The organism is Variovorax sp. Varisp46, from assembly GCF_059491885.1.
The window spans coordinates 2,739,529-2,764,793 of the sequence record NZ_CP168515.1; the positions used below are offsets into that span (position 1 = coordinate 2,739,529).

Sequence of the window (25,265 nt, forward strand, 5' to 3'; positions counted from 1 at the left end):
CGACGGGTGTCTAGAGCCCGCCGACGATGGTCTTCAGCTCGTCGATCGACGCCGGTTTCGGCAGGTGCGCATTGAAGCCCGCCTCGAGCGCGCGGCGCACATCCGCGCGCCGGCCCAGGCCCGACATCGCGATCGAGCGCAGCTCGCGCGTCGCGGGCCGGCGGCGCACCTCCGCGATGAGCTCGAAGCCATCCATCTGCGGCATTCCGAGGTCGGACACGAGCAGGTCGTATGTGTTCTTCTCGAGCAGATCCAGCGCTTCCCTGGCGCTCTCCGCGACGTCGACGGTCGCGCCTTCCAGCCGCAGCACCTCCGCGAACGGAATCAGCGCGTCGGCGTAGTCATCCACCGCCAGCACGCGCCAACCTTTGAAATCGACCTCGGCCTGCGCCTGTGCCTGCGTTGCCGCCTGCTCGGCGCCCTTGCCTTCGAGCGGAAGCCACACGCTGAACTCGCACCCTTTCCCGATGCCGGCCGAGAACGCCTTGACCCGCCCCTGGTGGGCATGCGCGAGTTCCTGCACGAGGGCCAGGCCGATGCCCATCCCGGCGTTGGACGGCGCTGCCTCGTCGACGGCCTGGTTGAACATGCCGAACACATGCGGCAGGAACTCGCTGGAGATGCCGCAGCCGCTGTCCGTCACGGTGAGCCTGGCGAATCCGCCCTCGGCCTCCACGCGGGCGCAGATGCGCCCGCCCGCGGGCGTGAACTTGACGGCGTTGCTCAGCAGGTTCCAGGCGATCTGCTCAACGCGCACCCGGTCGCCATGGCACTCGATGCCCGGTTCGCAGTGCGTCTCCAGCACCAGCTTCTTCTCGGGCGCGGCTGCAACGGCGGCATTCGCGGCAGCCTGCACGATCTCGCCCAGGTCGACGCGCACCCGGTTCAGCCGCAACTTGCCGGTGCGGATGCGCGAGAGGTCCAGCAGGTCGTTGATGATGCGGGTCTGGCTGCCGACGGCGCGCTTGATGGTCTCGCTCACCCGCCGGACCTTGGCGTTTTCCATGGCCACCGGCAGGTGCAGCAGCAGTTCCGCGTTCATCTGGATCAGGTTGAGCGGCTGCTTCAGCTCGTGCGACATCACCGCGAGGAACCTGTCCTTCAGCTCGTTGGCCATCTGGGCGTTCAGGCTCGCCTTTTTTTCCTTGACCAGCAGATGGTCCAGCGTGAGCTCGTGCCGCTTGGTGCCGGTCATGTCCCGCGCGATCTTGGCGAAGCCGCCTCCCGCCCTGTCGTCCAGCAGCGTCATCACGCCGCTGCAGAAGAAGCGCGTGCCGTCCTTTCGCTGGTGCCAGCGCTCGTCTTCGGCGCGGCCGGACTGCGCCGCGCAGCGCATTTCCGCTTCGGGTACGCCGTGCGCGCGGTCCTCGGGCGTGAAGATGGTCGCGATCGGGCTGCCGATCATCTCTGCCTCGCTGTAGCCGAAGATGCGCTCGGCACCGAGATTCCAGCTGGTGACGATGCCCTGCGGGTCGGCCGTGATGATGGCGAAGTCGCTCGTCGTCGCGGCCGCCCGCCGCAGCCGCTCCTCGCCCGCACGCACGCGCTCTTCCGCGGCCCGCAATTCGGTGATGTCGAAGAAGTTGAGGATGGCCCCCTCGATCCGGTCCTCGGCCGTCCGGTACGGAAGGATGCGCGCGAGAAAATGCCGTCCGTCGGCGCTCTTCACGTGGCGCTCGCTCGCGCGCAATTCCCTGAAGGCCGACGCCGTGTCCTCGGCCAGCTCGGGGTAGTCGAGCCGGGTCGTGATGTCGAACAGCGAGCGTCCCAGGTCCGAAGGGATCAGGTTGAAGAGGTTGCTCGCATGCGGCGTGTAGCGCTTGATGTGCATGCTCCGGTCGACGAACACGGTGGCGATCTCGGCCGAGGCGATCAGGTTCTGCAGGTCGTCGTTGATGTGCTCCCATTCCTCGACCTTGACCTTGAGCTCGAAGTTGACGGTCACCAGCTCCTCGTTCATCGACTGGAGCTCTTCCTTGCTCGTCTCCAGTTCCTCGCTGGCCGAACGCAGTTCCTCGTTGATGGCCTGCAGCTCCTCGTTCGAGGCCTTCAGTTCCTCGGTCGATGTCTCAGAGCTCTCGATGGTGTCCTGCAGGTGGAGCTTGAGCTGCCTGATTTCCTCCTCGAGCTGGGCGACCAGCTGTTCGCGCGCGGCGTCGGGCGGTGCGCCATCGTCCGGCCTTGTGCTCTCCTCGACCTCGTCGAAGACCACGAGAATCAGCTGCCTGCTCCCCGGCTCCTGCTGCACCGGTCGCACGGTGATGTTCAGGAACACCTGCCGACCGTCTTCCTGGCGCAGCACGAGCCGCGCCTCGACGCTGTGCGACGACTGCGCCGACTTGAACAGCGCGGTGCGCAGCTCGAGCCGGACGTCCGGGCGCACGTTGTTCAGCAGGTTGTCCGAAGGCTCGCCGCTCGCGCGCTCGAGGAAGCGCCCGGCGCCGTTGGACAGGTGAAGCACGTTGTGGTCGCTGTCGATCAGCACGCTGGGCGGCGAGAACTGCTCCAGCGCGCGCTGGTGCAGCTCGGCGAGGCTGGGCCGTTCGCCGCCATTGCGCCTGGCTGCACGCAGTGCCTGCATGACGGGGCCGGTCGGCAGCGCGGTCGGCGCCTCATTGATCACCGGCACGTGCCGTGCGGGCGGAAACTCGGGGTTGACCTGGAAGATGCGGTGGCGCTTGTCGACGGCGGCGAACAAGTTCGCGGCCGCGTCGGTCGACTCGGAGGTGCCGAGGAACAGGAAGCCGCCCGGCTTGAGCGCGATGCGGAACATCCCGAGCACGCGGGCCTGGGCGTCGCGATCGAGATAGATCAGCAGGTTGCGGCAGCAGATCATGTCGAGCCTGGAGAACGGCGGATCGCTCAGCAGGTTGTGCTGCGCGAAGAGCACCGGCTCGCGCACCGCGGCCGACACGCGGAACTGGTCGCGGTCCTTCAGGAAGTACCGCCGCAGCCGGCCCGGCGCGATGTCTTCCGCGATGCCCTGCGCATACACGCCCTTGCGGGCCGTGGCGATGGCGCGCTCGTCGACGTCGGTTGCGAAGACCTGGATGTCCAGCGGCTTCGACAAACGATCGGCGTGCTCGCGCAGCAGCATGCTGACGGAGTACGCCTCCTCCCCGGTCGCGCATCCTGCCACCCAGACCCGCAGCTGCTCGCCCGGTTGCTTGCGCTCCACCAGCGGCCCGACGACCTCTCCGGACAATGCCTCGAAGGCATCGCGGTCCCGGAAAAAGTTGGTCACGCTGATCAGCATGTCCTGCAGCAGCGGCGCGGCCTCCTCCGGGTGCTCCCGGAGGAAGTCGCGGTAGGCCGGCAGGTCGGCCAGCCGGTTCACCTGCAGCCGGCGCTCGATGCGGCGCAGCACCGTGGCGCGCTTGTAATGGAGGAAGTCGTGCCGCGTGTAGGTCTTCAGCAGCGCCATGACCTCCTGCAGCGCCTTCTCGGCGAGCAGCGACGAGGCGAGGCCCTCCGGCTCCTCCACGAAAGCGCCCACCTCGGACGTGTGGGGAAGCTGGATGTGGCGCGCGTTGCGCCATACATCGACCAGCCGCTCGCCCATCTGGTCGGCCGGAAGCACGAAGTCGACCATGCCGGTGGCGATGGCGGCCAGCGGCATTCCACCGTAGGTCGCGTCCTCCGGCGACTGGGCCATGGTCAGGCCCGCATGCTCCTTGATTCGGGTGAGCCCGACCGCGCCGTCGCTGCCGGTGCCCGACAGGACGATGCTGACCGCGCGCTCGCGGTGCACCTGCGCCAGCGTGCGGAAGAAGACGTCCGCCGCGGTTGCGCGTCCATAGGGCCGCTCGCCCTGCGTGACCTGCAGGTTGCCGCCGTTCATCGTCAGTTCGACGCCGGGCGGAATCACGTAGATGTGATCGACCTCGATCGGCATCGTGCCGGTCGCCTGGGCCACGGGCAAGGCCGTCGTGCGCTGCAGGATCTCGGGGGCGCTGCTTTCATGGTCCGGCGACAGGTGCAGGATCACCACGAAGGCCATGCCCGGCCGCTCGGGCATGTGCTTGAAGAAGCGCATCAGCGCTTCCATTCCGCCGGCCGATCCGGCAAGGCCGACGACGGGGAAACTCAGTGAACTTGGCGCCAGCGTCGCGGGTGCGGAGGACGGCGCAGGGGCACCGGAGGTCTGGGAATCGGGCATTCGGGCTCGCAGGGAAAATGCGGCATTCGGGAGGAGCGATTTTGCGCCCAAGTCCGGCAACCCCGGTACGGGCATTTCCTGCGCGGCGCCCGCCGCGGGAGCGGGGGCGCCGTGCAAGCCCTCAGGCGGCCTGGATCTCGATGCGCCGCGCCTTCGCGTGCGCAGCCTTGGGAATCCGCAGCCGCAGCACGCCCTGCGCCAGTTCGGCGGTGACGTTCTGGGTGTCGAGCTCCTTGCTCAGCGTGAACACCCGCCTGAACCTCGCGAGGCCCACCTCCGTGTGGCTGGAGTTGAGGCCCTCGGGCGTTGTCAGGCTGGACTCGGCTTCGATGGTCAGCGTCGCGGCTTCCACGTGGAGGTTCAGCCTGTCGCGGCTCACGCCGGGCAGGTCGGCGTAGAGCGTGATGCCGCCGCTGTCCTCGATCACGTCGACGGCCGGCGTCAGCGCAGCCTCGGCATGGCGAGACGAGTCCTTCTGTGCGAGCTTGCCCGGTTCGGCGGCCGACGAGGCCTGGAGATCGCGTTTCATGGTGTGGCTCCTTTCGTTCGGTTCGTTCGGGATTCCTCCTCCGGCTCGCTACTGGATGGCGATCCGGCGCGGCTGCGCGGACGCGCGCCGCTGGACGGTGATGTGCAGCACGCCATCGCTCATGCGGGCGTTCACGGCGTCGGGGTCGGCGTCTTCCGGCAGCGTCATGACGCGGCGGAATGCGCCTTCGAAACGCTCGTTGATGTGCACCGCGGCCTTGTCGCCTTCCTCGGGGAGCGCGCTCTTGCGCTCCCCGGAGATGGTCAGCAGGCCGCGCTCGAGGTTGACCTCGAGCGTAGAGGGGTCCACGCCCGGCGCGAACGCATAGATTTCCAGCGTCTGCGGGGTGCTGCCCACGTTCAGCGCGGGGAAGCCGTTCCAGGCAATGCCGCGGATGGAGGGAGACAGGTCGAAAGCCTGCTGCACGTCGCGCTGCAGGCGGTCCATCTCCGCAAAGATGTCGCGAGGAAACAAGGATCGATACATGGCGAAACCTCCGTAAGAAGTTGAATGCAGAAACAACGAAAAGCCGGCGGCGTGCCCCCGTGCTCCAGGCGCTACTGGAGCCTGCTCGATTCGCGCTGGGCCGGGGGCGGCGCCGCCGGACCGGCGCGCGCGAGCGTCTTGATTCGCGGCATCCGCAAGCGCCAGCGCGGCGGGCGGGTCACCGGATAGTCGAACTTCGCCAGTTCTTCCCGCCCCTTGCTGGTGATGGCGAGCACCTGCGCCGCGGACGGCGTGCCCGCAAGCGCGATGGGGTCGGAGGGCGACGGCACCAGGGCCACTACGAGGCCCGCGGCCCGAAGCAGCCGGACCTTGTCGATGTCCTCCGTCCGGTAGAAGGACACGGGCAAGCGGGAGGTGGCGATTTGCCTCAGCAGGTTCATGGTCATTTGAGTGCCTCCTTTTCGGTTTGACCAGGTTCCAACGGAAGTCAACATAGTTTCGCTCGCCAGGATTTCAAGAGGGGAAATCGACAGCCGATCTTCAGTGTCAGTGCGCCGCGTTTTCGCTGTCTCCTTCCTCATGAAGGTCGCTCATGGGCGGCTCCACGAAGCCAGGGTGTCGCGCACCTCGTCGTCGCTGGGCGGATCGAAGACGCCGTACCACGCGCCCACGGCGTGGAAAGGATCGGGCATGTGCATGCAGACCACCTCGTCCGCACGCGAGCCTATGCGCTCGAGGTCGCTGCGGCCGGCGAACTCGCTCGCCTTCGCGGGCTGTGCCAGCGCCTGGCACGCCATGGCTTCGCCGACCGGCACCGCGGCAACGACTTTCGCCGCGCCGAGCGAACGCGCCGCTTTGATCGCGGCGCGCATCGACAGGCCGGTGGCGAGGCCGTCGTCGACCAGGATGACGGTCTTGCCGGCCAGCTCGCAAGGCGCCCGGCCGCCGCGGTAGGCGCGTTCGCGGCGCGCCAGTTCCCGCTGCTCGCGTTCGAAGACGCGCGCCAGGTCGGCCCAGGGCTCGCCGGTCACGCGCACGCCGCCAGCGGCGATCGCCCCGGCCGCATATTCCTCATGGCCGGGAAGCCCCAGCTTGCGCACCACCATGATGTCGAGCGGGAGATTCAGTGCGCGCGCGACTTCCGCACCGACAGGCACGCCGCCGCGCGGCAGCGCCAGCACGAGCGCATCCGGCGCGTCGCGGTACTGGCCGAGCAGCGCCGCGAGCTGGCGGCCTGCATCGACGCGGTCCCGGAACATGGTCGGCCTCCCGCCTACGAACGGCCTCGCCGCAAGGCCGGGTCGCTGGGCGAATTGGTCGGCGACAGCTGTTCAGCCGGGGGCCCGAGCAGGCCGCTATCGCCGCCCTTGGCGTGCGTGGTGCCGCCGCTGCGCACCTTGTCGCGGCCCGAATAGATCTCGTCGTCGTCGAAGTTCAGCGGTGCGGTGTCGGGGGTGCCGCCGCTTTGTACCGCGCCGCGCGACGGCGGGTTGTCGTCGTGGGGGCCGATGGCGTCCTGCACCGGGGCGCCGGCCTGGCGGCTTTTCGTGGCTGCGGGCTTGTGCGTCGTTTTCATGGTTCGTTCCTTTTGGGCGATGGAGACCGGAAACAGGCCTCTAGAGTTCGGGTTTCGACCTTGCAGCGCAGGTCCGCTGTGGGAGCGGCCAGGCAGCGAATGTAGGAACAGAAACCCTTGTCGCGTGCCACCGCACTCGCGCTCCCTCAGAGCGAAGTGAACCCGTCCGACAGACGGCCGGCGCCGGCGGCGCAGATTGGTCCTGCCAAGTGAAAAAAGGAGTGCGCAATGATCCGGAAACTCGCTTCGGGCGAATACCGCCTGTATTCCCGCAAGATCGACCCCAAGACCGGCAAGCGCCGCAACCTGGGCACCTTCGCTTCGCAGGAGCAGGCCCGGCAGCACGAGCGCGAAGTCCAGTACTTCAAGCGGCACCACTGAAGAGCCAGCGTGTCGCGAAGGAACGGGACCCCGCGCCACGGAGCCGGGGCGGGCCGGCAGCTCACAGCATGAACGAATCCCGGCTGCGCGCGGCGGGGCCTGCCTCGCTCGCGCTGCCTTCATCGTCGGCGGTGGCGATGCGCAGGCGGGCGCGTTCGTGCCTGCGGATGAGGTCGCCGCACCGTTCGCGGTCGGCCGTATCGGCGGGCGGGTCTTCGCCGCAGTCGATGAGGAACTGCGACTCGTCGAAGCTGAGGCCGTGCAGGATCTCCTGGTCCCGCGAATTGAGGGCGAGCAGGTTTTCGCTCGATAGCTGGGCGCGCCGCTGCGTCGAAATCCGAAGCATCTTCATGTCGTCTCCTGGTGATTCCCGTGGTGTTCATTCGAACCCGCATGCGAGACCAATCTAGTGCGTGCCCATCGCGCTTCCGTAGGAGGCAGCGCAGTCCGCTGTAAGAAACCGGGTGCACTTTCGTACGACGGCGCGGCGGTGGAGCGGCGCCCTTTTCGTCGGCCCGTGCCTACACGACGACAGCGCGCAGGCGCCGCCGCGCAGCCACGGGCCGTTCCTAGGATTCGTCCCGGTCCTCATCCGATCGGAGGCTCCGCATGAAATTCGAACATCGCACGGACGACGTGGGAGATGGCGTGGGACGCCTGCCGCCCGAGCGCATGCAGCTGCAGCTCCAGGTCAACGGGCAACCCCATCGGCTGGAGGTCGACACCCGCACCACCCTGCTCGACGCGCTGCGCGAGAACCTGTGCATGACGGGCACCAAGAAGGGCTGCGACCACGGCCAGTGCGGTGCCTGCACGGTGCTCGTCGAAGGCCGGCGCATCAACGCATGCCTCACGCTGGCCGTGATGCACGAGGGGCAGTCGGTCATCACCATCGAAGGCATGGCGCAGGGCGAGACTCTGCATCCGCTGCAGCAGGCCTTTCTCGAGCGCGACGGTTTCCAGTGCGGTTACTGCACGCCTGGGCAGATCTGCTCGGCCGCCGGCATGCTGGCCGAGGCCAAGGCGGGCATGCCCAGCCACGTCACGCGCGACCTGGGTGCGAGCGCGACGCTCACCGACGCCGAGATCCGCGAGCGCATGAGCGGCAACCTCTGCCGCTGCAGCGCGTACCCCAACATCGTGGCCGCCATCAAGGACGTGGCGGGAGCGGAGGCGCGCCCATGAAAGCCTTCACCTACGAGCGGGCCGCGAGGCCGCTGGCGGCGGCCTCGGCCGCAGCGCGCCCGGGGGCGCGGATGATCGCGGGCGGCACCAACCTGCTCGACCTGATGAAGCTGCAGGTGGAGACGCCGGTGCACCTGGTGGACATCAACCGGCTGGGCCTCGATGCCATCGAGCCCACCGCCGACGGCGGACTGCGCATCGGCGCGATGGTGCGCAATGCCGACCTGGCCGCCGACCCGCGCGTGCGCCGGAACTACGCGGTGCTCAGCCGCGCGCTGCTGGCCGGGGCCTCGGGCCAGTTGCGCAACAAGGCCACCACCGGCGGCAACCTGCTGCAGCGCACGCGCTGCGTGTACTTCTACGACATCGCCCGCCCCTGCAACAAGCGCCAGCCCGGTTCGGGCTGCTCCGCGCTGCAGGGCTACAACCGCATGCACGCGGTGATCGGCGCCAGCGACCAGTGCATCGCCACCCATCCGTCGGACATGGCGGTGGCCATGCGGGTACTCGACGCGACGGTGGAAACAGTGATGCCGAGCGGTGCGCACCGAGTGATTCCCATCGCCGATTTCCATCGCCTGCCCGGCGACACGCCGCAGCTGGAAACCGACCTGCAGCCCGGCGAGATGATCACCGGGGTCACCCTGCCGCCGCCGGTGCCAGGGCGGCAGGTGTACCGCAAGGTGCGCGACCGGGCCTCTTACGCCTTCGCGCTGGTGTCGGTGGCGGCCATCGTCGATGCCGGCGGCGGGCGCATCCGCTCGGCGCGGCTGGCCTTCGGCGGGCTGGCGCACAAGCCGTGGCGCGTGGAGGCGGCCGAGGCGCGGCTGGCCGACACGGTGCTCGACGAGGCGGCTGTCGACGCCGCGGCGGACGGCGTGCTTGCCGGCGCGCGCGGCCGCGGCCACAACGACTTCAAGCTGCCGCTGCTGCGCCGCACCCTGCAGGCCACGATCGACGAAGCCGCGCGCGCGGCCTGAAGGAGTGGCATCATGGACATGAACGCACCCTCGGCGCGCAATCCCATCGACGACAACCGCGGCGGCCTGATCGGCAAGCCCGTCAATCGCGTGGACGGCCGCCTCAAGGTGACCGGCCAGGCGCCCTATGCCTACGAGGTGCAGGAGGCGCCGGGCAAGCCGGCCTGCGGCTTCATCGTCGGCGCCACCATCGCCAAGGGCACGGTGGCCGACATCGACGCCTCGGCCGCAGAGAAGGCGCCGGGCGTGCTGCTGGTCATGACCCACCGCAATGCGCCGAAGCAGGCGCCCTGGGGCCCGGTCGACGCCAAGGACCGCTTCGCGCGCTCGACGCCGCAGCTCGCGAGCAACGCCGTGCGCTACTACGGCGAAGCGGTGGCCTACGTGGTAGCCGAGAGCTTCGAGGCCGCACGCGCGGCCGCCGCGCTGATCCGCATCCGCTATGAAGCGGCGCCCGGCGAATACGACATGGCCGCCGCCCAGGGCAAGGCGGAAAAGCCCAGAGACGAAGAGACGCAGAAGGCTGACAGCCGCATCGGCGATTTCGAGGCCGCCTTCGCCGGTGCGCCGGTGCAGGTCGATGCGACCTACACCACGCCGCACCACATCCACGCGCAGATGGAGCCGCACGCTGCCCTTGCGTGGTGGAGCGGCGACCGCGTGACGGTGCACTGCGCCTCGCAGCTGCTGGAGAGCGCGCAGAACGCAGTGGCCGACACGCTGCAGATTCCGCCGTCGAAGGTGCGCATCGTGAGCCGCTACGTCGGCGGCGGCTTCGGCGGCAAGCTGCCCGTGTACGGCGACGTGATACTCAGTGCCATGGCCGCGCGGCAGCTGCGGCGCCCCGTGAAGACGGCGCTGACGCGCCAGCAGATGTTCCACTTCACCACGCACCGCAGCCAGACCGTGCAGCGGCTGCGCCTGGGCGCCGCGCCCGACGGACGGCTCACCGCCATCGGCCACGACTCGCTCTCGCACAGCGCGCGCTTCGACGACTTCTACGAAACCGCCAGCACCCAGACGCGCTCGCTCTACGCCGCGCCCAACCGGCTCACCACGCACCGCGTGGTGAGGCTCGACCTGCCGGTTTCCGACTCCACGCGCGCACCTGGCGAGGCGGTCGGCATGCTCGCGCTCGAACAGGCCATGGACGAACTGGCCGGCAAGCTCGGGCTCGACCCGATCGAGCTGCGCCGCCGCAATGAGCCGGCCATGGACCCGGAGACGAACCTTCCCTTCTCCACCCGCCAGCTGCTGCGCTGCATGGACGAAGGCGCAGAGCGGTTCGGCTGGAACCGGCGCAGCGCCACCCCCGGTGCGGTGCGCGAGGGCCGCTGGCAGATCGGCCTGGGCATGGCCGCGGCCACCCGCGGCAACTACCTGATGGATGCCAGGTGCGCGGTGGCACTCGACCGCCAGGGCGTGCTCACGGCGCGCATGTCGATGACCGACATCGGCACCGGCAGCTACACCGTCTTCACGCAGATCGCGGCGGAGATGCTCGGCCTGCCGATGGAGAAGGTGCGCATCGAACTCGGCGACAGCGACTTCCCCGAGACGCCCGGCTCCGGCGGCTCCTGGGGCGCTGCCAGCGCGGGATCGGCCCTGTTCGACGCCTGCACGGCCCTGCGCGCGCAGCTCGCGCAGCGGCTCGGCGCGAAGCCCGCCGAAGTGGTGTTCGCCGGCGGCCGCGCCACGGCGGGCGCGCGCTCCGAAACGCTGGCCGCGCTCGCCGGCACCGTCGGCCTGAGCGCCGAGGGGCGCATCGGGAAGGGAGACATGGCGAAGAAGTTCTCGCAGCAGGCCTACGGCGCGCATTTCGCCGAGGTGGCGGTCGACGCGGACACCGGCGAGATCCGGCTGCGCCGCATGCTTGGCGTGTTCGCGGCTGGCCGCATCCTGAACATGAAGACCGCCACCAGCCAGGCCACGGGCGCCATGATCTGGGGCGTGGGCTCGGCGCTCTTCGAGGAGGCGGTGGTCGACCCGCTCTTCGGCGCCTTCGTGAACCACGACCTGGCCGAATACCACGTGCCCTCGCATGCCGACATCCCGGCCATCGAGGCGGTGTTCCTCGACGAGTTCGACGACAAGACCAATCCGCTGAAGATCAAGGGCGTGGGCGAGCTGGGCATCTGCGGCGCCGGCGCCGCCGTGGCGAATGCGGTCTACAACGCGACGGGGGTGCGCATCCGCGACTATCCGCTCACGCTCGACAAGGTGATCGGCCTTCAGCCGCACCAGGGCTGAAGGGGCGCGCCGCCGGGCTGCCGGTTCAGGTCCTGGCGGCGTAGATCTGGTCGAGCATCGAGCCCAGCCGATCGAAATCCACCGGCTTCGTCAGATGGGCGAAGAAGCCGGCTTCGAAGCTGGTGTCGCGGTCGCTGGGCTGGCCGTAGCCAGTGATGGCGATCAGCGCGGGCGGATTGATCAGGTCGGCGCGCAGGCGCTTGGCAACGTCGTGGCCGTTCATGCCGGGCAGCCCGATGTCCAGCAACACCACGTCGGGCCGTTTCGCCTTGACGGCCTCTATCGCGGCAAAACCGTCGTGCTCCACCGAGCACGAGTAGCCCAGCGATTCCAGCAGCAGTGCCAGGGTTTCCGCCGCATCGCGGTTGTCGTCCACGACCAGCACCAGCTTTTCGCCCTCGCCGCGTTCGGTCGGCCGAGGCATGTCGGGTGTGGGCGCCGCCGGCAGGCGCACCACGAATTCGCTGCCCTCCCCCGCGCGCCCGGTGCTGAACACGCTGACGTAGCCGCCATGAAGCTGCGTCAGCTGCTGCACGAGGCTCAGGCCCAGCCCAAGCCCGCCGCGCGTGCGCGCCAGTTCGTTTTCGCCTTGCACGAAGAGTTCGAAGACCCTCTCGAGATCCTTGCGCGGGATCCCCGGGCCGTTGTCCTTGACGCTGATCTCCGCTTCCGAGGCGTTGGCACCGTGGGTGCCGAGGCGGATCGCGATGCGCCCGCCGTCGGGAGTGAACTTGGACGCGTTGTGAGCCAGGTTGCCGATGACCTGGATCAGCCGCGCCCTGTCGCCCGTGACCCAGGGATCGGCCCCGTCGACCTGCAGCTCCAGGAGCTGCGACTTCAGCGCCATGGCAGGGCGCATGGCCTCCACCCCTTCGACGACCACTTCGCGAAGCCGCACCGGCTTGGCTTCCAGGTGGATGCGCCCGCTCGTGATCCGGCCCACGTCCAGCAGGTCGTCGATGAGCCGCGTCATCTGCCTGAGCTGGCGATCGATGATGCCGCGCGTCCTGTTCAGCACCAGCGAGCCCGTCTCCTCGCGCTTGAGAAGCTCCAGCGCGTTGGAGATGGGCGCGAGCGGGTTGCGCAGCTCATGGCCCAGCATTGCAAGGAAGGTGGTCATGCGCCTTCCCTCGTCCTCCAGCGTGATGATGCGGCGGCGCTCGGTGAGGTCGCGGGTGACCTTGGCGAATCCCTTGTGCTGCCCGGCGGCGTCGTAGATGGCCGTGATCACCACGCTGGCCCAGAAGCGGGTTCCGTCCTTGCGCACGCGCCAGCCTTCGTCTTCGAAGCGTCCCTCGCGCAGCGCATTGGCCAGTTCCTCGGCGGGCCATCCGCGCGCGGCGACATCGGGCGGATAGAACTTCGAGAAGTGCTGGCCGACGATCTCGTGTGCCTTGTAGCCCTTGTTCTTCTCCGCGCCGAGATTCCAGCTGACCACGTGGCCGCCGGGGTCGAGCATGAAGATCGCGTAGTCCTTCACGCCCTCGACGAGCAGGCGGAACCGTTCCTCGCTGGCGCGCAGCGCATCTTCGTGCTTTCGCCGGTCGCTGTGATCGCGAATGATCTTGGAATACCCGCGCGTGGCGCCGTTGGCGCCTGGCAGGCGGGTGATGACGATGTTGGCCCAGAAGCGCGTGCCGTCCTTGCGCAGGCGCCAGCCCTCGTCCACGAAGCGCCCCTGCTTGCCGGCCTGCGCCAGCTCCTCGTCGGGCAAGCCGCGCGAGAGCGTCTCCTGCGGATACAGGACGGAAAAATGGCGCCCCAGGATGTCGGCGCCGTCGTAGCCGCTGAGCTGGCGTGCCCCGGCGTTCCAGCTCACGATGTTGCCGTCCGGGTCCAGCAGGATGATGGCGTGATCGGTGAGGCCGTCGACCATCTGGCGATAGTCGGCATCGGTCAGGGAGGCGACGGACAACCCGGGCTGTTCGCTGGCTTTCATCGGTTCAGCAGGCATGTCTGGCCCCGGCTCGTGGAGTCTTGCAAGTGTGGTCCATTGCACTTGAACAGCCCGTGGGAAGATTCCTACTCCGGAGCGGAAGCCGAGGCCTCCTCGGCCGCTTCGCGCGGCAGTTCGTACAGGAAGAATGGCGGCACGCCGGGCCGGCTGCGCTGCAGCAGGGGCTTGGCAACGTTGTAGACCGGCACGCCGTTGATGGTGCGCGCCTCGAGCGTGCCCCGGTGCGCGTGGCCGTGGAACACCGCATCCATCGGGTAGCGCAGCAGCGGCTCCTCCAGCCGGCTGCTGCCCAGGAAGGGAAAAATCTCCACCGGCTCGCCCTGCACCGTGCCGGCGATGGGCGCGTAGTGCAGCAGCGCGATGCGGCGCCGCGTGCGCAGCTTGGCCAGCGCCGACTCCAGCTTCATCGCCTCGTTCAGCGCCTCCTGCACGAACAGCTTGATCGCCGGCTCGCCCCAGGCGCCCAGCGAGCCGCGCCCGAAGCCACCGGCAAAGCCCTTCACGCCGGCGATGCCCACGCCCTCGATCTCGCAGGCCGAGCCATCGAGCACGCGGACGCCGGCATGCATCAGCGCACCGGTCACCGCCTCGGGCGTGCCGGACTCGTAGTCGTGGTTGCCCAGCACGGCGACGATGGGGATGTGGATCGCACCCAGCTCCTCGACCAGCACCCGGGCCTCCTCGGCCGTGCCGTAGTCGGTGAGGTCGCCACACAGCAGCAGCGCATCGGCCTCGTCGGCGGCCTGGGCGAAGAGGCTGCGCAGCGTGCCGGCGGAGTCCTTCTGGACATGGATGTCGCCGACGGCGGCAAACCGGATGTGGGAGGACGATTTGGGATTGGGCATGGCGACGCGGCTCGATGAAGGCGAGCGCCAGAATGTGCCGCGCCGCGGTTCGCCGTCATCGGCCCCATCCCGCAGCGGCTGTAGGCGCATGCCGACGTTCGATGGGGCCCTTTGCTCCGGGCCGCCGCCTGTGGCCAGCCCTAGCTTGCATGCATGTCGCCCTTCACCGCGCTCGCGCCTTCGCTGGAAGAAGAAGTCGACCCCCACGTGGCCGATTTCTATCGGCAGACCTTGCGCGCCTTGAACGGTGCGGGCATTCCCTTCCTGGTGGGCGGAACCTTCTCGCACGCGTGCTACACGGGCATCCGCCGCTCGACCAAGGACCTCGACCTGTTCATCCACCGCGAGGACTACGAACGCATCGCGCAGCTCATGCAGCGGCACGGCTGGCGCACCGAGCTGACCCATCCGCACTGGCTGGCCAAGGTGTACGACGGCCCCGAGTTCATCGACCTGATCTTCAATTCGGGCAACGGCGTGACGCCGGTGGACAAGCGCTGGTTCCGCGGCAACTGCCGCGCCGAGATCCTGGGCGTGCCGGTGCTCATCGCCAACGCGGAGGACAGCCTGCTGTCCAAGGCCTTCATCATGGAGCGCGAGCGCTACGACGGCGGCGACATCTCCCACCTGCTGGAGGCCAATGCGCAGCGGCTTGACTGGGTCAGCCTGCTCGAGCGCTTCGGCCCGCACTGGCGGGTGCTGCTGGCCCACCTCACGCTGTTCGGCTACATCTACCCCGGTCAGCGCCATCACATTCCGGACTGGGTCATGTCCCGGCTGATGGAACGCCTGGCCGATGAAATGCGCGAGCCGCCGGCCACGCACGAGAACGTGTGCGCCGGCACCCTGCTGTCGCGCGAGCAATACCTCCACGACGTGGAGCGGCTGGGCTACGTGGACGGACGCCTCACCGGCGCGAGCAGCATGACGGCCGAGGACGTGGCGTTGTGGACCGCGGACATCCACGCCAGGAAGCCGCATTGCACCGCGGGCGGGCCGTAGCCTGCGCAGTTGCGTGGGGGTTCATGCGGTGCGGGCAGCCACCAGCGCCGCCCACGGCATGCGGCGGAAAGCCACGTCGAGGCTCACGGTGCCGCCAGCGGCCGCCGCGGGCTCGCCGGTCAGCACGTTCTTCAGCACGCCCCCGTCGTGGCCTGCGGGAAGCCGCACCGCCGTGCCGCACCACCTCGCCGCATCGGGCAGGGCCGGGGCATGGTCCATCGCTTCCCGATGCGGAAGCCCGACGAACAGCCGGCTCGCCACGATCACGAGCATGCGGTCGCCATGCAGCCGCCCGAAAGCCACGACGTGCCTCGACAACGGCCCCTCGACCTCCAGCGGTTCGTAGCTGCCCTCCTGGAACAGCAGCGGCTGCTGCCGCCGCAGCGACAGCAGCCGCCAGATGAACCAGAGCTTCGCGCGGCCGTCGTGCGGGGCCGCCGCCAGCGCACCGACCCGCTCGGCAAGAGCGTCGCCCTCGGCCACGGCATGCAGCTCGTCGAGGCGCTGCTGGCGCAGCGCGTAGTCGACCGGGCGCCGGTTGTCCGGATCGACGAGGCTCAGCTCGATGAGTTCGCTGCCCTGGTAGAGATCCGGCACGCCGGGGGAGCCGTACTTGAGCAAGGCCAGGGTCAGGCTGTTCCACGCGCCGAACCACGCCAGCCTGTCCGCCATGCGCTGGATGTCGGACAGGCAGGCGCCTTCGCTCGGGTCGCCCAGGATCTCGCGCACGAAGGTCTCCAGCACCGCCTCGTAGTCGGCATCGGGATGGGACCATCGCGTGCGCAGCTTCGATTCGCGCGCGGCCTTCTGCATGTAGTGCCAGATGCGGTTGCTGTAGCCCGCGACTGCATCTGCGGCCAGCCCGCCCACCGGCAGGGTGCCGAGCAGCGTCTGGTAGAGCAGGTATTCGTCCGCGCGCGAGGGAGCCTCGCCGCCGGGCAGCTTCCTGTGCGCGCCGCGGCACTGCGCGTGCCATCGCGCCAGCGCGTGCATCCATTCATCGGGCATCTCGGACAGCACGTCGATCCGGTTGCGCACGTCCTCCGAGCGCTTGTTGTCGTGCGTCGAGGTGGCCAGCATCGTGTGCGGCCAGCGCAGCGCGCGATCGGCGCTGAGCGCGTGGAATTCCTCGACCTCGATGCCGAAGCGGTCGGGCTCGCCGCCCACTTCGTTGAGCGAGCAGAGCGGAAAGTAGCGGTAGAACGCGGTGTCCTCCACGCCCTTGGCCGCCACCGGCGCGCTGAACTGCTGGAAGCGCCGCGCGAAGTGGCGCGCCCGTTCGCCCAGTGCCGGCGCGGCCTGGACGGCCTCTCCCCGCAGTGCGCTGCGCACGAAGAGGAAGATCGAGCGGTCGGCATCGCCGCTGCTGCGGGCGGCCGCGTCGACGGCTTCGTCGATGACCCGCTCGTCCTGTCCCGAGAGGCCATCGACGATGTAGGTGCGATACACCGGCATGCACGAAGCCACGCCCGCGAGGGCCCGGCGCAGCGCGTTGAGCGTGTAGTCGCGCGTGCTGCGGTCGGCGCGGGCGATGCGCAGCAGCTCGGTGGCCAGCACGTTGAGCTCCGACGCCAGCGCGTTGCGCATCACCTCCCGCCGGCCCGACCGCGCCACTGCGGCAAAGTCCTGCGTGTCGCCGGTGAAGCGCTGCCAGGCGTGGAGAACATCCGACTCGGCTGCCGTATCGACCAGCACGCCGTTGGCAACGTTGGCGAAGCGATAGCCCGTGGTCCCGTGCACGTGCCAGGTCTCGGGCACTTCCTCGTTCGCGCCCGCGATCTTCTCGGCCACCACGTACAGCGGCCGCGCGGGCCGCCCTTGCGCGTCGGCAGCCGGCAGCATGAGGCCGGCACGGCGCGCATAGCCCTCCTGCAGCTTGCGGAAGTAGCCGGCGGGGTCGTAGAGCCCGTCGGGGTGGTCGATGCGCAGGCCGTCCACCGCCCCGGACGCAGCCAGCTCGAGCACGAACGACTGCGTGGCCTCGAACACCTCGTCGCGCTCGATGCGGATGGCGGCCAGGTCGTTGATGTCGAAGAAGCGCCGGTAGTTGATCTCGTCGGCTGCCATCCGCCAGTGCGCGAGCCGGTAGGCCTGCGCCTCGATCAGCCGGTGCAGTGCGTCGCGCGCTTCCGGCAAGGCGAGGTTCAGCTCCGCCACCGACGCCTGGATCGCCTGCGCCACCGCGGGGCGCCGCCGCACGAGCAGCGCAAGCCGCGCCTTGAGCAGCTCCTTGTCGCGCACACGTTCCGCGCGTTCTTCCGGCGACGCCGCATTGCGTCCGGGCAGGTGGCCGAACGCGGTGGCAAGGCTTGCGAGATGCCCGGAGGCGGTCGCATCGCCGAGCCGCGCGAGCGCCCGGTGCAGCACCGCCGGATAGCTCTCCGGCGCGAGCGGAAAGCGGTGATCGAAGTAGCGGATCGCCAGGCTGCCGGCCGCATCCTCGAAGCGAAGGATCAGTTCACCGTTTTCCAGCACCTCGCCATAGTGCCCACCGAGCACGGGCAGCAGCACCCTGCCGGCAAGCTCCACGTTGAGCGGTTGCCAATCGATGTCGAAGTGCTGAGCGAACAGCGAGGCCGGGCCGTTTTCCAGCACGTCCATCCACCATGCGTTGTCGGCGCCGAACACGCCCATGTGGTTGGGCACCATGTCCAGCAGCTGGCCAAGGCCGTTGGCCTTCAGCGCGGCAACGAAGCGCGCGAAGCCTTCGGCGCCGCCCAGCTCGGGGTTGATCTCCGCGTGCGCCACCACGTCGTAGCCATGCATGCTGCCGGCGCGCGCCCGCTGGATCGGCGAGCAGTACACGTGGCTCACGCCGAGCCTTGCGAGATACGGCAGCACGCGGATCGCCTCGTCGAAGCCGAAGTCCTTGTGGAGCTGCAGCCGGTAGGTGGCGCGCGGCACGCGGGTCTGCAGGCCCGGCGATGCCGCGTGTTCGACAACGCGCGGCCTCTGGGCACGCAGCAACCGGCCGAGGCCGCGCATGCGTTCGCCGCCGGCCAGCGCCGTGCTCGAGACGGGCAGCTTGCGCCGCCAGTTGGGATGCGTATCGACCGTGCCCGGCATGTTGGCCTGGGCGACCACCTCCGCCACGTCTTCGAGCTGGACCAGCATCAGCGCCGACGGCGAGGCCGCCAGGAATGCATGCGCCGCTTCCACGATGCGGCCGGTCGGCATCGCAAGGCCGGCGGCCTGCGCCATGTCTTCGCGCGACAGCAGGCCGGCCCGCAGCATCGCGTGCATCAGCTGCATGCGTTCGTGCGCCCGGTCCATCAGCTGTTTGTCGAAGATCGCCGGATCGGGGAACAGGCCAAGCGCGAGGCGCTCCCGAAGGTCTTGCGCCGTCCACCAGCCCGCGAAGGTCGCAAGGTCGTGCGTGCTGACCGCGGCCAGCGCGGCCGGCGGATAGGCGGCGGGCGGCTTGAATCCGCCGCCCTGCGGCTCCTTCTCGAAATACAGCAGGCGATAGGACAACACGTCGGCACGCAAGAGCGCGTCGCGCAACGCGTCGTCGACCGTGCCCAGGTCTTCGCCCACCACCATGCAGCGGTGCCGGTGGCTCTCTATCGCCACCACGGCCAGCATCTCGTCCAGCGCGTAGTGGACATAGGCGCCCTCTTTCGCATCGCGTCCGGGCGGAATCCAGAACAGGCGCATCAGGCCCATCACGTGGTCGATGCGCAATGCACCCGCGCTACGCATGCCGGCACGCAGCGTGTCGATGAAGTAGCGGTAGCCCTCCGCGCGCAGGCGGTCGGGGCGCAATGGCGGCAGGCCCCAGCCCTGTCCCGCGGGGTTGAACTCGTCAGGCGGCGCACCGATGCTGGCACCTCCGGCAAGGCCCTGCTGCAGGGCCCAGGCATCGGAACCGGCGCGGTCGACCGACACCGCCAGGTCCACGTACAGGCCAACACCCATGCCGAGCGCGCTGCAGCGCGCGGCGGCCGCAGCCAGCTGGCGGGCGGCCAGCCACTGGAGGTACTGGTGGAACTGCACGCGCTGCGCATACACCACCGCGAATGCACTCACCTCGGCGGAATCCGGGTCCTGGTAGGCACTCGGCCACGCGTGCCAGTCCCACACGCCCCCTTCGTGCGCGAGGAACTGGGCTTGCAGCGCTTCGAAAAGAGCGTGCCGGCGCAGCGCCTCGCCACGCTCCGCGACGAAGGCCATGAACTCCTGGCCCGTTTCGTCGGGCGGCCCTTCGGACGGCAGATGGCGCTCGCAGAAATGGCTGAACAGCAAGGCGAGCACTTCGAACTTCGCGGCAGCCACGCCGGGGTAGTCCACCAGGGGCGTTGCGCGCAAGGCGGCAAGGCGCGACTGGAAATCGGGCGAATGCACCCGCTCGCGGGCCGGCGCGCAATCGGCGAAATCCGCCACCGCCTCCACGTCGATGTAGAGCGCATTGAGCTGCAGGCGGGACGAAGGGCTGTAGGGACTCGCGTGCTGCGGGGTACTGGCGAACAGGGCGTGCAGCGGGTTGAGGCCGATGATGTCGGCGCCCTGTGCCGCCATCTGCACGGCCAGTTCTTCGAGATCGCTGAAGTCGCCGATGCCCCAGTTGCGCGGCGAGCGCAGGCTGTAGAGCTGTAGCGACACGCCCCACGCGCGGCCGCCGTCGCGCACCGCGGGGGGCCGGTAGCAACGGCCCGGCGAGACCAGCACCAGCGTCTCCCCGCGCAGGCCTTCGCCTTCGATACGCAGCCTGCAGTAGCCTGCTTCGAGGCTCGATGGGAGGTGCAGGACGCGCTCGCACACATGCCCGCCGCTTTCGATGCGGCCGGTTTCGGGCAGCGCCCCGGCATCCGCTTCGCCCTGCCGCGCACGGCCTTGTTCGTCGATGAGCTCCCATCGAAGCCGGCCCGTCGAGACCGGCAGCCGCAGCGGCACCTGCCACCCGCGGCTCGACGCCTGCACGGCCACGGCCGGCGGCAGCACCTCGGCGCTGCGCGCGCGGTGTGCCGCCTCGAGGGCGTGGGCCGCGTCGGCCGCATCGCCGATGTGCATGCCGAACTCGGCGAGCAGCGCAATCAGGCTCTGCGCAGAAACCTCGCGACGAACGCCGAATGCGTCGACATAGCCGGTGTCAATGCCGAAGTGCTCGCACAGCCGCCCAAGTTCGCCTGTGACGCCGTGGTGGTGCGGTTCATGCGCCATGCAGCTCTTCCAGCGTCACATGCGCCGCGCCGCGTGCGCAGCGCAGGCTGCCCTGGCAATCGGCCGTGCCGTCGCTATGGATCACGGCGCCCGGCGGCGGCTCGACGCCATCGGCCGGCTGCGAACCGAAATGAGCGAGCAGGTACAGCCGCGCCCCAGGCTGGCCATGTTGCAAGGGCCCCAGGCTCCACTGCACCCGGAGCAGGCCATTCTCGCAGCGGTAGCTGCCCGCGCCCGCGGTACCGGCGAGCCACGGTACTACGAAGCGCTGGCGCAGGCGCAGCAGTTGCGTCACCTCGCTGAGCCTCGCGAAATGCGCGCGCGCGCCGCGCTCGCGCCAGTGCAGCTTCGACGCGAGAAAGGTCGATTCGGCGTTGGGGTCCGGAATGCGCGCGCGGGCTGCCTCATCGGCAAACGCCGCGAAACCGCCGAACTCCGAACGCCGCCCGTCGGACACCGCCGCCGCCAGCTCGGGGCCGAAGTCGCAGAAATACTGGAACGGCGTGGAGGCGGCGAACTCGTCGCCCATGAAGAGCATCGGCACATGCGGGCACAGCAGCAGGCAAGCCATCGCCGCGCGCAGCAGCACCGGATCGCCGAGCGCGTGGATGCGCTCTCCGAATGCGCGGTTGCCGACCTGGTCGTGGGTCTGAAGGAAGGAAACGAACGCCTGTGGCGGCAGCCGCGTGCTCGGCTCGCCGCGCCGCTCGCCCTGGCGGAAGAGCGAGGGCTGCCCCTGATAGACGAAGCCCTCGGCCAGCGCCTGCGCGAAACGGCATACCGGGTCGTCGGCATAGTCGGCGTAGTAGCCATCGCGCTCGCCGGTGGCCAGCACGTGCACCGCGTGGTGCAGGTCGTCGTTCCACTGCGCCGTTGCCGCGACCGGCAGGCCGTGGTCGTCGCGTACCAGCATCGAGGCCTGGTTGGCATCGTTCTCCACCACCAGGTGGATGTGGCGCTCGCGGGCGGGGCCGGCGTCCAGCGCCTCGCGGATCTCGCGCACGATGTGCGGCCGCGTTTCGTCGTGGATCGCGTGGACGGCGTCCATGCGCAGGCCGTCGAAGCGGAACTCCTCGATCCAGTAGAGCGCGTTGTGCAGGAAGAAGTCGCGCACGGTGCGCGAGCCCGGTCCGTCGAAATTGATCGCGGCGCCCCACGGCGTCCGGTGCCCGGGGTTGAAGAACTCGGGACAGTAGGCATGGAGGTGGTTGCCCTCCGGGCCGAAGTGGTTGTAGACCACGTCCAGCAGCACCATCAGGCCGAGCGAATGCGCGGCATCGACCAGCGCCTTGAGATCGTCCGGCGTGCCGTAGGCGGCGTCCGGGGCGAACGGCAGCACGCCGTCGTACCCCCAATTGCGCCGGCCCGGAAAGTCGGCCAGCGGCATGAGCTCGATGGCGGTGATGCCGAGTTCGGCCAGCTCGCCGAGCCGTTCCCGCGCCGCATCGAAGGAGCCCTCCTGCGTGAAGGCGCCGACGTGCAGTTCGTAGACCACCGCCTCCTCCCACGGGCGGCCGCGCCAGGCGTCGTCGGTCCACCCGAAGCGGTGTGGGTCCATCACGGCGCTCGGGCCGTGCACGTCGTCGGGATTGAATCGCGAGGCCGGATCCGGCACGCGCGAGCCGTTGGCCAGCAGGTAGCTGTATCGGTCGCCGTGCCCTGCCTGCGGCACCAGCAGCCGATGCCAGCCGCGGTGGTCGCGCTCCATCGGCCTGGAGACCGCGCCGCCCCCGGCGGCGCGGTGTTCGAGCACGACGGACGGCTCCGAAGGCGCCCAGAGGGCGAACTCCACCCCGCCACCCCCCGCCTGCACGGTGGCGCCGAACGGCATGTGGTGCGAACGGGTGCTCATGGGATGCCTCCGGGGTTCATGGCCTCATGCCGGGCCGGTTCAACACCGCGAGCGAGCGGCATTGCAGGGGGTAGGCCGGCTGCGTCCACGCCGGGGCCGGCGTGGCGGCGTCGACGGTGGCGAGCGGCGGCGCGCTGCCGGCGGTGTCGACCAGCAGCCGCCAGGCCCCATGCGGGGTCGCCGGCAGCGTGAAGGGAATCTCGTCGTGGTGGGCGTTGAACAGCACCAGGAAATCGTCGTCGTGCTGCGCCTCGCCGCGCGGCCCGCGGTCGACGATGCCGCCGCCGGGGATGTACATCGCGATGCAGCGCGCGTTTGCGTCGTTCCAGTTCTCGGGCTGCATCTCCGTGCCGTCGGGCTTGAGCCAGTGCACGTCGGTCACGCTCTCGCCTTCCGCCGGCCGGCCCGCGAAGAACGAACGGCGCCGGAACGATGGATGCGCTCGGCGCAGCGAGATCATGCGTTCGACGAAGCTCGTGAGCGCCGAACTCTCCGGCGAGGGCATCCAGTCGAGCCAGCCGATCTCGTTGTCCTGGCAATAGACATTGTTGTTGCCCTGCTGCGTGTGGCCGCGCTCGTCGCCCGCCAGCAGCATCGGCACACCCTGCGAGAGCAGCAGCGTGGCCAGCAGGTTGCGCTTCTGCCGCTCGCGCAGCGCGAGCACTTCGGGGTCGTCGGTGGGGCCCTCGGCGCCGCAGTTCCACGAGACGTTGTGGTTGTTGCCGTCGCGGTTGTCCTCGCCGTTGGGCTCGTTGTGCTTGTCGTTGTACGAGACGAGGTCGTGCAGCGTGAAGCCGTCGTGCGCGGTCACGAAGTTGATGCTGGCGGTGGGCTTCTTGCCGGACCAGCCGTACAGGTCCTCGGAGCCGGTGACGCGCCTGGCCATCTCGCCGAGCAGGCCGCCATCGCCCTTCCAGAATCCGCGCATGCCGTCGCGGTACTGGTCGTTCCATTCGGCCCAGCCGAGCGGGAAGTTGCCCACCTGGTAGCCGCCGTGGCCCAGGTCCCAGGGCTCGGCGATGAGCTTCACGCGGTTGAGCGTCGGGTCCTGGCGGATCGCGTCGAAGAAGCCGCCGAGGTTCTCGACCTTGCCCGACTCGCGCGCCAGCGCCGAGGCCAGGTCGAAGCGGAAGCCGTCGACGTGCATCTCCTCGGCCCAGTAGCGCAGCGAGTCCATCACCAGCTGCAGCGCGTGCGGGTGCTCCAGGTTCACGGTGTTGCCGCAGCCGGTGAAGTCGTCGTAGTAGCGGCGGTTGTCGGCGTTGGCGATGTAGTAGGAGGCGTTGTCCACGCCGCGCATCGACAGGGTGGGCCCGAGCTGGTTGCCCTCGCAGGTGTGGTTGTAGACCACGTCGAGGATCACCTCGATGCCTGCCGAATGCAGCGTCTTCACCATGGTCTTGAACTCCTTCACCTTGCCCGAGGCGCTGTAGCGCGTCTCGGGCGCGAAGAAGGCCAGCGTGTTGTAGCCCCAGTAGTTCTGCAGGCCGCGCTCGGCAAGGTGCCGGTCGTTGAGGAAACTGTGCACCGGCAGCAGCTCCACCGTGGTCACGCCCAGGCGCTTGAGGTAGTCGACCACCGGCGCGCAGCCCAGGCCGGCGTAGGTGCCGCGCAGCGCGGGCGGCACGTCGGGGTGCGTCATGGTGAAGCCGCGCACGTGCATCTCGTAGATCACCATGTCCTGCCACGGCACGAGGGGGCGGCGGTCGTCTCCCCAGGTGAAGGCGGTCTCGAGCACGCGGCCCTTGGGCATCAGCGGCGCGCTGTCGCGGCGATCGAAGGAAAGGTCCTCGCGCTTGCTGCCCACGGTGTAGCCGTAGAGCGCGTCGCCCCAGCGCAGCTCGCCCGCCAGGTCCTTCGCATACGGGTCGACCAGCAGCTTGTTGGCGTTGAAGCGGTGCCCCTCCTCCGGCTTGTAGGGGCCGTGCACGCGGTAGCCGTAGGCTTGGCCGGGGCGCGCCTCGGGCAGGTAGCAATGCCATACGCCGTCGGTGCGTTCGCGCATCGCGATGCGCTGCAGCTCGTGGCGTCCGCGCTCGTCGAATAGGCACAGCTCGACGCCGCTCGAATGCTGCGAGAACAGGGCGAAATTGACGCCCCCTCCGTCCCAGGTGGCGCCGCGCGGATACGGTCGGCCGGGCCAGACGGCCGTGATCGACGGATTGGGTTTTCGTGTCATTCAGTGCGGCAGGCGATCGTTGCCGGGACGCGGGGTGGAACTGTCGACAGTGGTCACGTTCGGCGGCGGCTTGCCGCCCCTGATCTGCCTCGGCCACCAGTGTTCGATCTGCGCCTTCGCCCAGTCCTTGCCTGCCAGTCCGAAGGCCAGGGCGAGCGCGAAGACCACGCCGGCGAGGATCACGAGGAAGCTCTCGCGCACGATGTCGCCGCCGACCTTGATCTGGTCGAGCGCGATCAGGATCACGAAAGCCATCACCGCGTACTGCGCCACCTTGCCGAAGAGGGCCGCGTCCTGCATCTGGATGCCGCGGAAGTAGCTCGACACCGCATCGCCCACGAAGCGCGCGAAATAAGAGCCGAAAGCCAGCACCAGCAGCGCCACGAACACGTTCGGCACGAACCAGACGATGCGCCCGAGCAGGTCGGCGATGTAGCTCAGCCCCATGCCGTTGAAGGCGATGAGCAGCGAGGCGAAGATCACCAGCCAGTACGCGAGGATGCCGAACAGGCTGCTGGTGTCCCCCGCGAGCCCGCCCTGGCGCAGGAAGTTGTCGAGCCCCGCGCGCTCGGTCAGCACGTTGAAGTTGACGGCGCGCAGCGCCCTGGTCACCGCGAAGCGCACCGCCTTGGCGACCAGCCAGCCGGCGATGACCACGACCACCGCGATCAGCAGGCGCGGCACGAAGGCGCCGACCTGGTAGAGGATGGCGCGCAGCGGCTCGAGGTGAATGCCGAAGTTTTCCATGGTGTGAGCTCCCTTG

18 protein-coding genes are annotated in these 25,265 nt (G+C 69.2%); 5 read left to right on the forward strand and 13 right to left on the reverse strand.

The features are described from left to right. Positions 1-10 precede the first annotated feature (10 nt). The 6 genes from ACEN9N_RS13030 to ACEN9N_RS13055 all read right to left on the reverse strand — a co-directional run bounded on the left by ACEN9N_RS13030 (position 11) and on the right by ACEN9N_RS13055 (position 6,711). Positions 11-4,159 carry a CheR family methyltransferase gene (locus ACEN9N_RS13030; RefSeq protein ID WP_495656223.1) on the reverse strand — a complete coding sequence of 1,383 codons (4,149 nt, stop codon included), beginning with the start codon at positions 4,157-4,159 and terminating at the stop codon, positions 11-13. A 121-nt stretch (positions 4,160-4,280) separates the two neighbouring features. Next, entirely contained in the window at positions 4,281-4,688 is a 408-nt protein-coding gene (locus ACEN9N_RS13035; RefSeq protein WP_007832948.1) for an Hsp20/alpha crystallin family protein, read from the reverse strand. Between the two features lie 48 nt (positions 4,689-4,736). Further along, positions 4,737-5,174 (reverse strand): Hsp20/alpha crystallin family protein, encoded by a 438-nt coding sequence (locus ACEN9N_RS13040; RefSeq protein ID WP_007832946.1) that lies wholly within the window; start codon positions 5,172-5,174, stop codon positions 4,737-4,739. A 71-nt stretch (positions 5,175-5,245) separates the two neighbouring features. Further along, a complete protein-coding gene (locus tag ACEN9N_RS13045) occupies positions 5,246-5,581 on the reverse strand; it encodes a hypothetical protein (protein WP_413312668.1) in 336 nt (111 codons plus the stop codon). A gap of 144 nt (positions 5,582-5,725) precedes the next feature. Further along, a complete protein-coding gene (locus ACEN9N_RS13050) occupies positions 5,726-6,394 on the reverse strand; it encodes a phosphoribosyltransferase (protein WP_495656224.1) in 669 nt (222 codons plus the stop codon). 14 nt (positions 6,395-6,408) lie between these two features. After that, positions 6,409-6,711 carry a hypothetical protein gene (locus ACEN9N_RS13055; protein WP_495656225.1) on the reverse strand — a complete coding sequence of 101 codons (303 nt, stop codon included), beginning with the start codon at positions 6,709-6,711 and terminating at the stop codon, positions 6,409-6,411. Between the two features lie 228 nt (positions 6,712-6,939). On the opposite strand from ACEN9N_RS13055, the gene ACEN9N_RS13060 reads away from it, so the two are divergent. After that, positions 6,940-7,092 carry a hypothetical protein gene (locus ACEN9N_RS13060; protein WP_007832938.1) on the forward strand — a complete coding sequence of 51 codons (153 nt, stop codon included), beginning with the start codon at positions 6,940-6,942 and terminating at the stop codon, positions 7,090-7,092. Positions 7,093-7,153: 61 nt separating this feature from the next. Here the strand turns inward: ACEN9N_RS13060 and ACEN9N_RS13065 are convergent, their stop codons facing one another. Further along, positions 7,154-7,444 carry a hypothetical protein gene (locus tag ACEN9N_RS13065; protein WP_495656226.1) on the reverse strand — a complete coding sequence of 97 codons (291 nt, stop codon included), beginning with the start codon at positions 7,442-7,444 and terminating at the stop codon, positions 7,154-7,156. 257 nt (positions 7,445-7,701) lie between these two features. Here ACEN9N_RS13065 and ACEN9N_RS13070 point away from each other — a divergent pair, with 257 nt between their 5' ends. Genes ACEN9N_RS13070 through ACEN9N_RS13080 form a run of 3 tightly spaced genes read left to right on the forward strand, consistent with a single transcriptional unit; the run spans position 7,702 to position 11,507 of the window. Beyond that, the gene (locus ACEN9N_RS13070; protein WP_495656227.1) at positions 7,702-8,277 is read left to right on the forward strand and encodes a 2Fe-2S iron-sulfur cluster-binding protein; all 576 of its coding nucleotides are present in this window, start codon (positions 7,702-7,704) and stop codon (positions 8,275-8,277) included. Next, a complete protein-coding gene (locus ACEN9N_RS13075) occupies positions 8,274-9,257 on the forward strand; it encodes an FAD binding domain-containing protein (RefSeq protein WP_495656228.1) in 984 nt (327 codons plus the stop codon). The genes ACEN9N_RS13070 and ACEN9N_RS13075 overlap by 4 nt, the downstream gene beginning before the upstream one ends. A gap of 12 nt (positions 9,258-9,269) precedes the next feature. Beyond that, a complete protein-coding gene (locus ACEN9N_RS13080; RefSeq protein ID WP_495656229.1) occupies positions 9,270-11,507 on the forward strand; it encodes a molybdopterin cofactor-binding domain-containing protein in 2,238 nt (745 codons plus the stop codon). A 25-nt stretch (positions 11,508-11,532) separates the two neighbouring features. On the opposite strand, the gene ACEN9N_RS13085 is transcribed toward ACEN9N_RS13080, so the two are convergent. After that, the gene (locus ACEN9N_RS13085) at positions 11,533-13,446 is read right to left on the reverse strand and encodes a PAS domain-containing hybrid sensor histidine kinase/response regulator (protein ID WP_495656230.1); all 1,914 of its coding nucleotides are present in this window, start codon (positions 13,444-13,446) and stop codon (positions 11,533-11,535) included. An 83-nt stretch (positions 13,447-13,529) separates the two neighbouring features. Further along, positions 13,530-14,309 (reverse strand): metallophosphoesterase family protein, encoded by a 780-nt coding sequence (locus tag ACEN9N_RS13090; RefSeq protein ID WP_007832934.1) that lies wholly within the window; start codon positions 14,307-14,309, stop codon positions 13,530-13,532. A gap of 153 nt (positions 14,310-14,462) precedes the next feature. Between ACEN9N_RS13090 and ACEN9N_RS13095 the strand changes: the two genes are divergently transcribed. Then, complete coding sequence (locus ACEN9N_RS13095) at positions 14,463-15,311, forward strand: nucleotidyltransferase (protein WP_495656231.1); 849 nt, start codon at positions 14,463-14,465, stop codon at positions 15,309-15,311. 21 nt (positions 15,312-15,332) lie between these two features. Here ACEN9N_RS13095 and ACEN9N_RS13100 read toward each other — a convergent pair whose 3' ends face one another. From ACEN9N_RS13100 to ACEN9N_RS13115, 4 genes are read right to left on the reverse strand one after another with little or no spacing between them, the layout of a single operon-like run. Further along, positions 15,333-20,471, reverse strand: a complete 5,139-nt coding sequence (locus tag ACEN9N_RS13100; RefSeq protein ID WP_495656232.1) for a malto-oligosyltrehalose synthase — start codon at positions 20,469-20,471, stop codon at positions 15,333-15,335. Further along, a complete protein-coding gene (treZ, locus tag ACEN9N_RS13105; RefSeq protein WP_495656233.1) occupies positions 20,461-22,323 on the reverse strand; it encodes a malto-oligosyltrehalose trehalohydrolase in 1,863 nt (620 codons plus the stop codon). The genes ACEN9N_RS13100 and treZ overlap by 11 nt, the downstream gene beginning before the upstream one ends. A 16-nt stretch (positions 22,324-22,339) precedes the next feature. Then, the gene (gene glgX, locus ACEN9N_RS13110; RefSeq protein ID WP_495656234.1) at positions 22,340-24,502 is read right to left on the reverse strand and encodes a glycogen debranching protein GlgX; all 2,163 of its coding nucleotides are present in this window, start codon (positions 24,500-24,502) and stop codon (positions 22,340-22,342) included. Beyond that, the gene (locus tag ACEN9N_RS13115; protein ID WP_413312656.1) at positions 24,503-25,249 is read right to left on the reverse strand and encodes a mechanosensitive ion channel family protein; all 747 of its coding nucleotides are present in this window, start codon (positions 25,247-25,249) and stop codon (positions 24,503-24,505) included. It abuts the gene before it with no gap. Positions 25,250-25,265 lie beyond the last annotated feature (16 nt).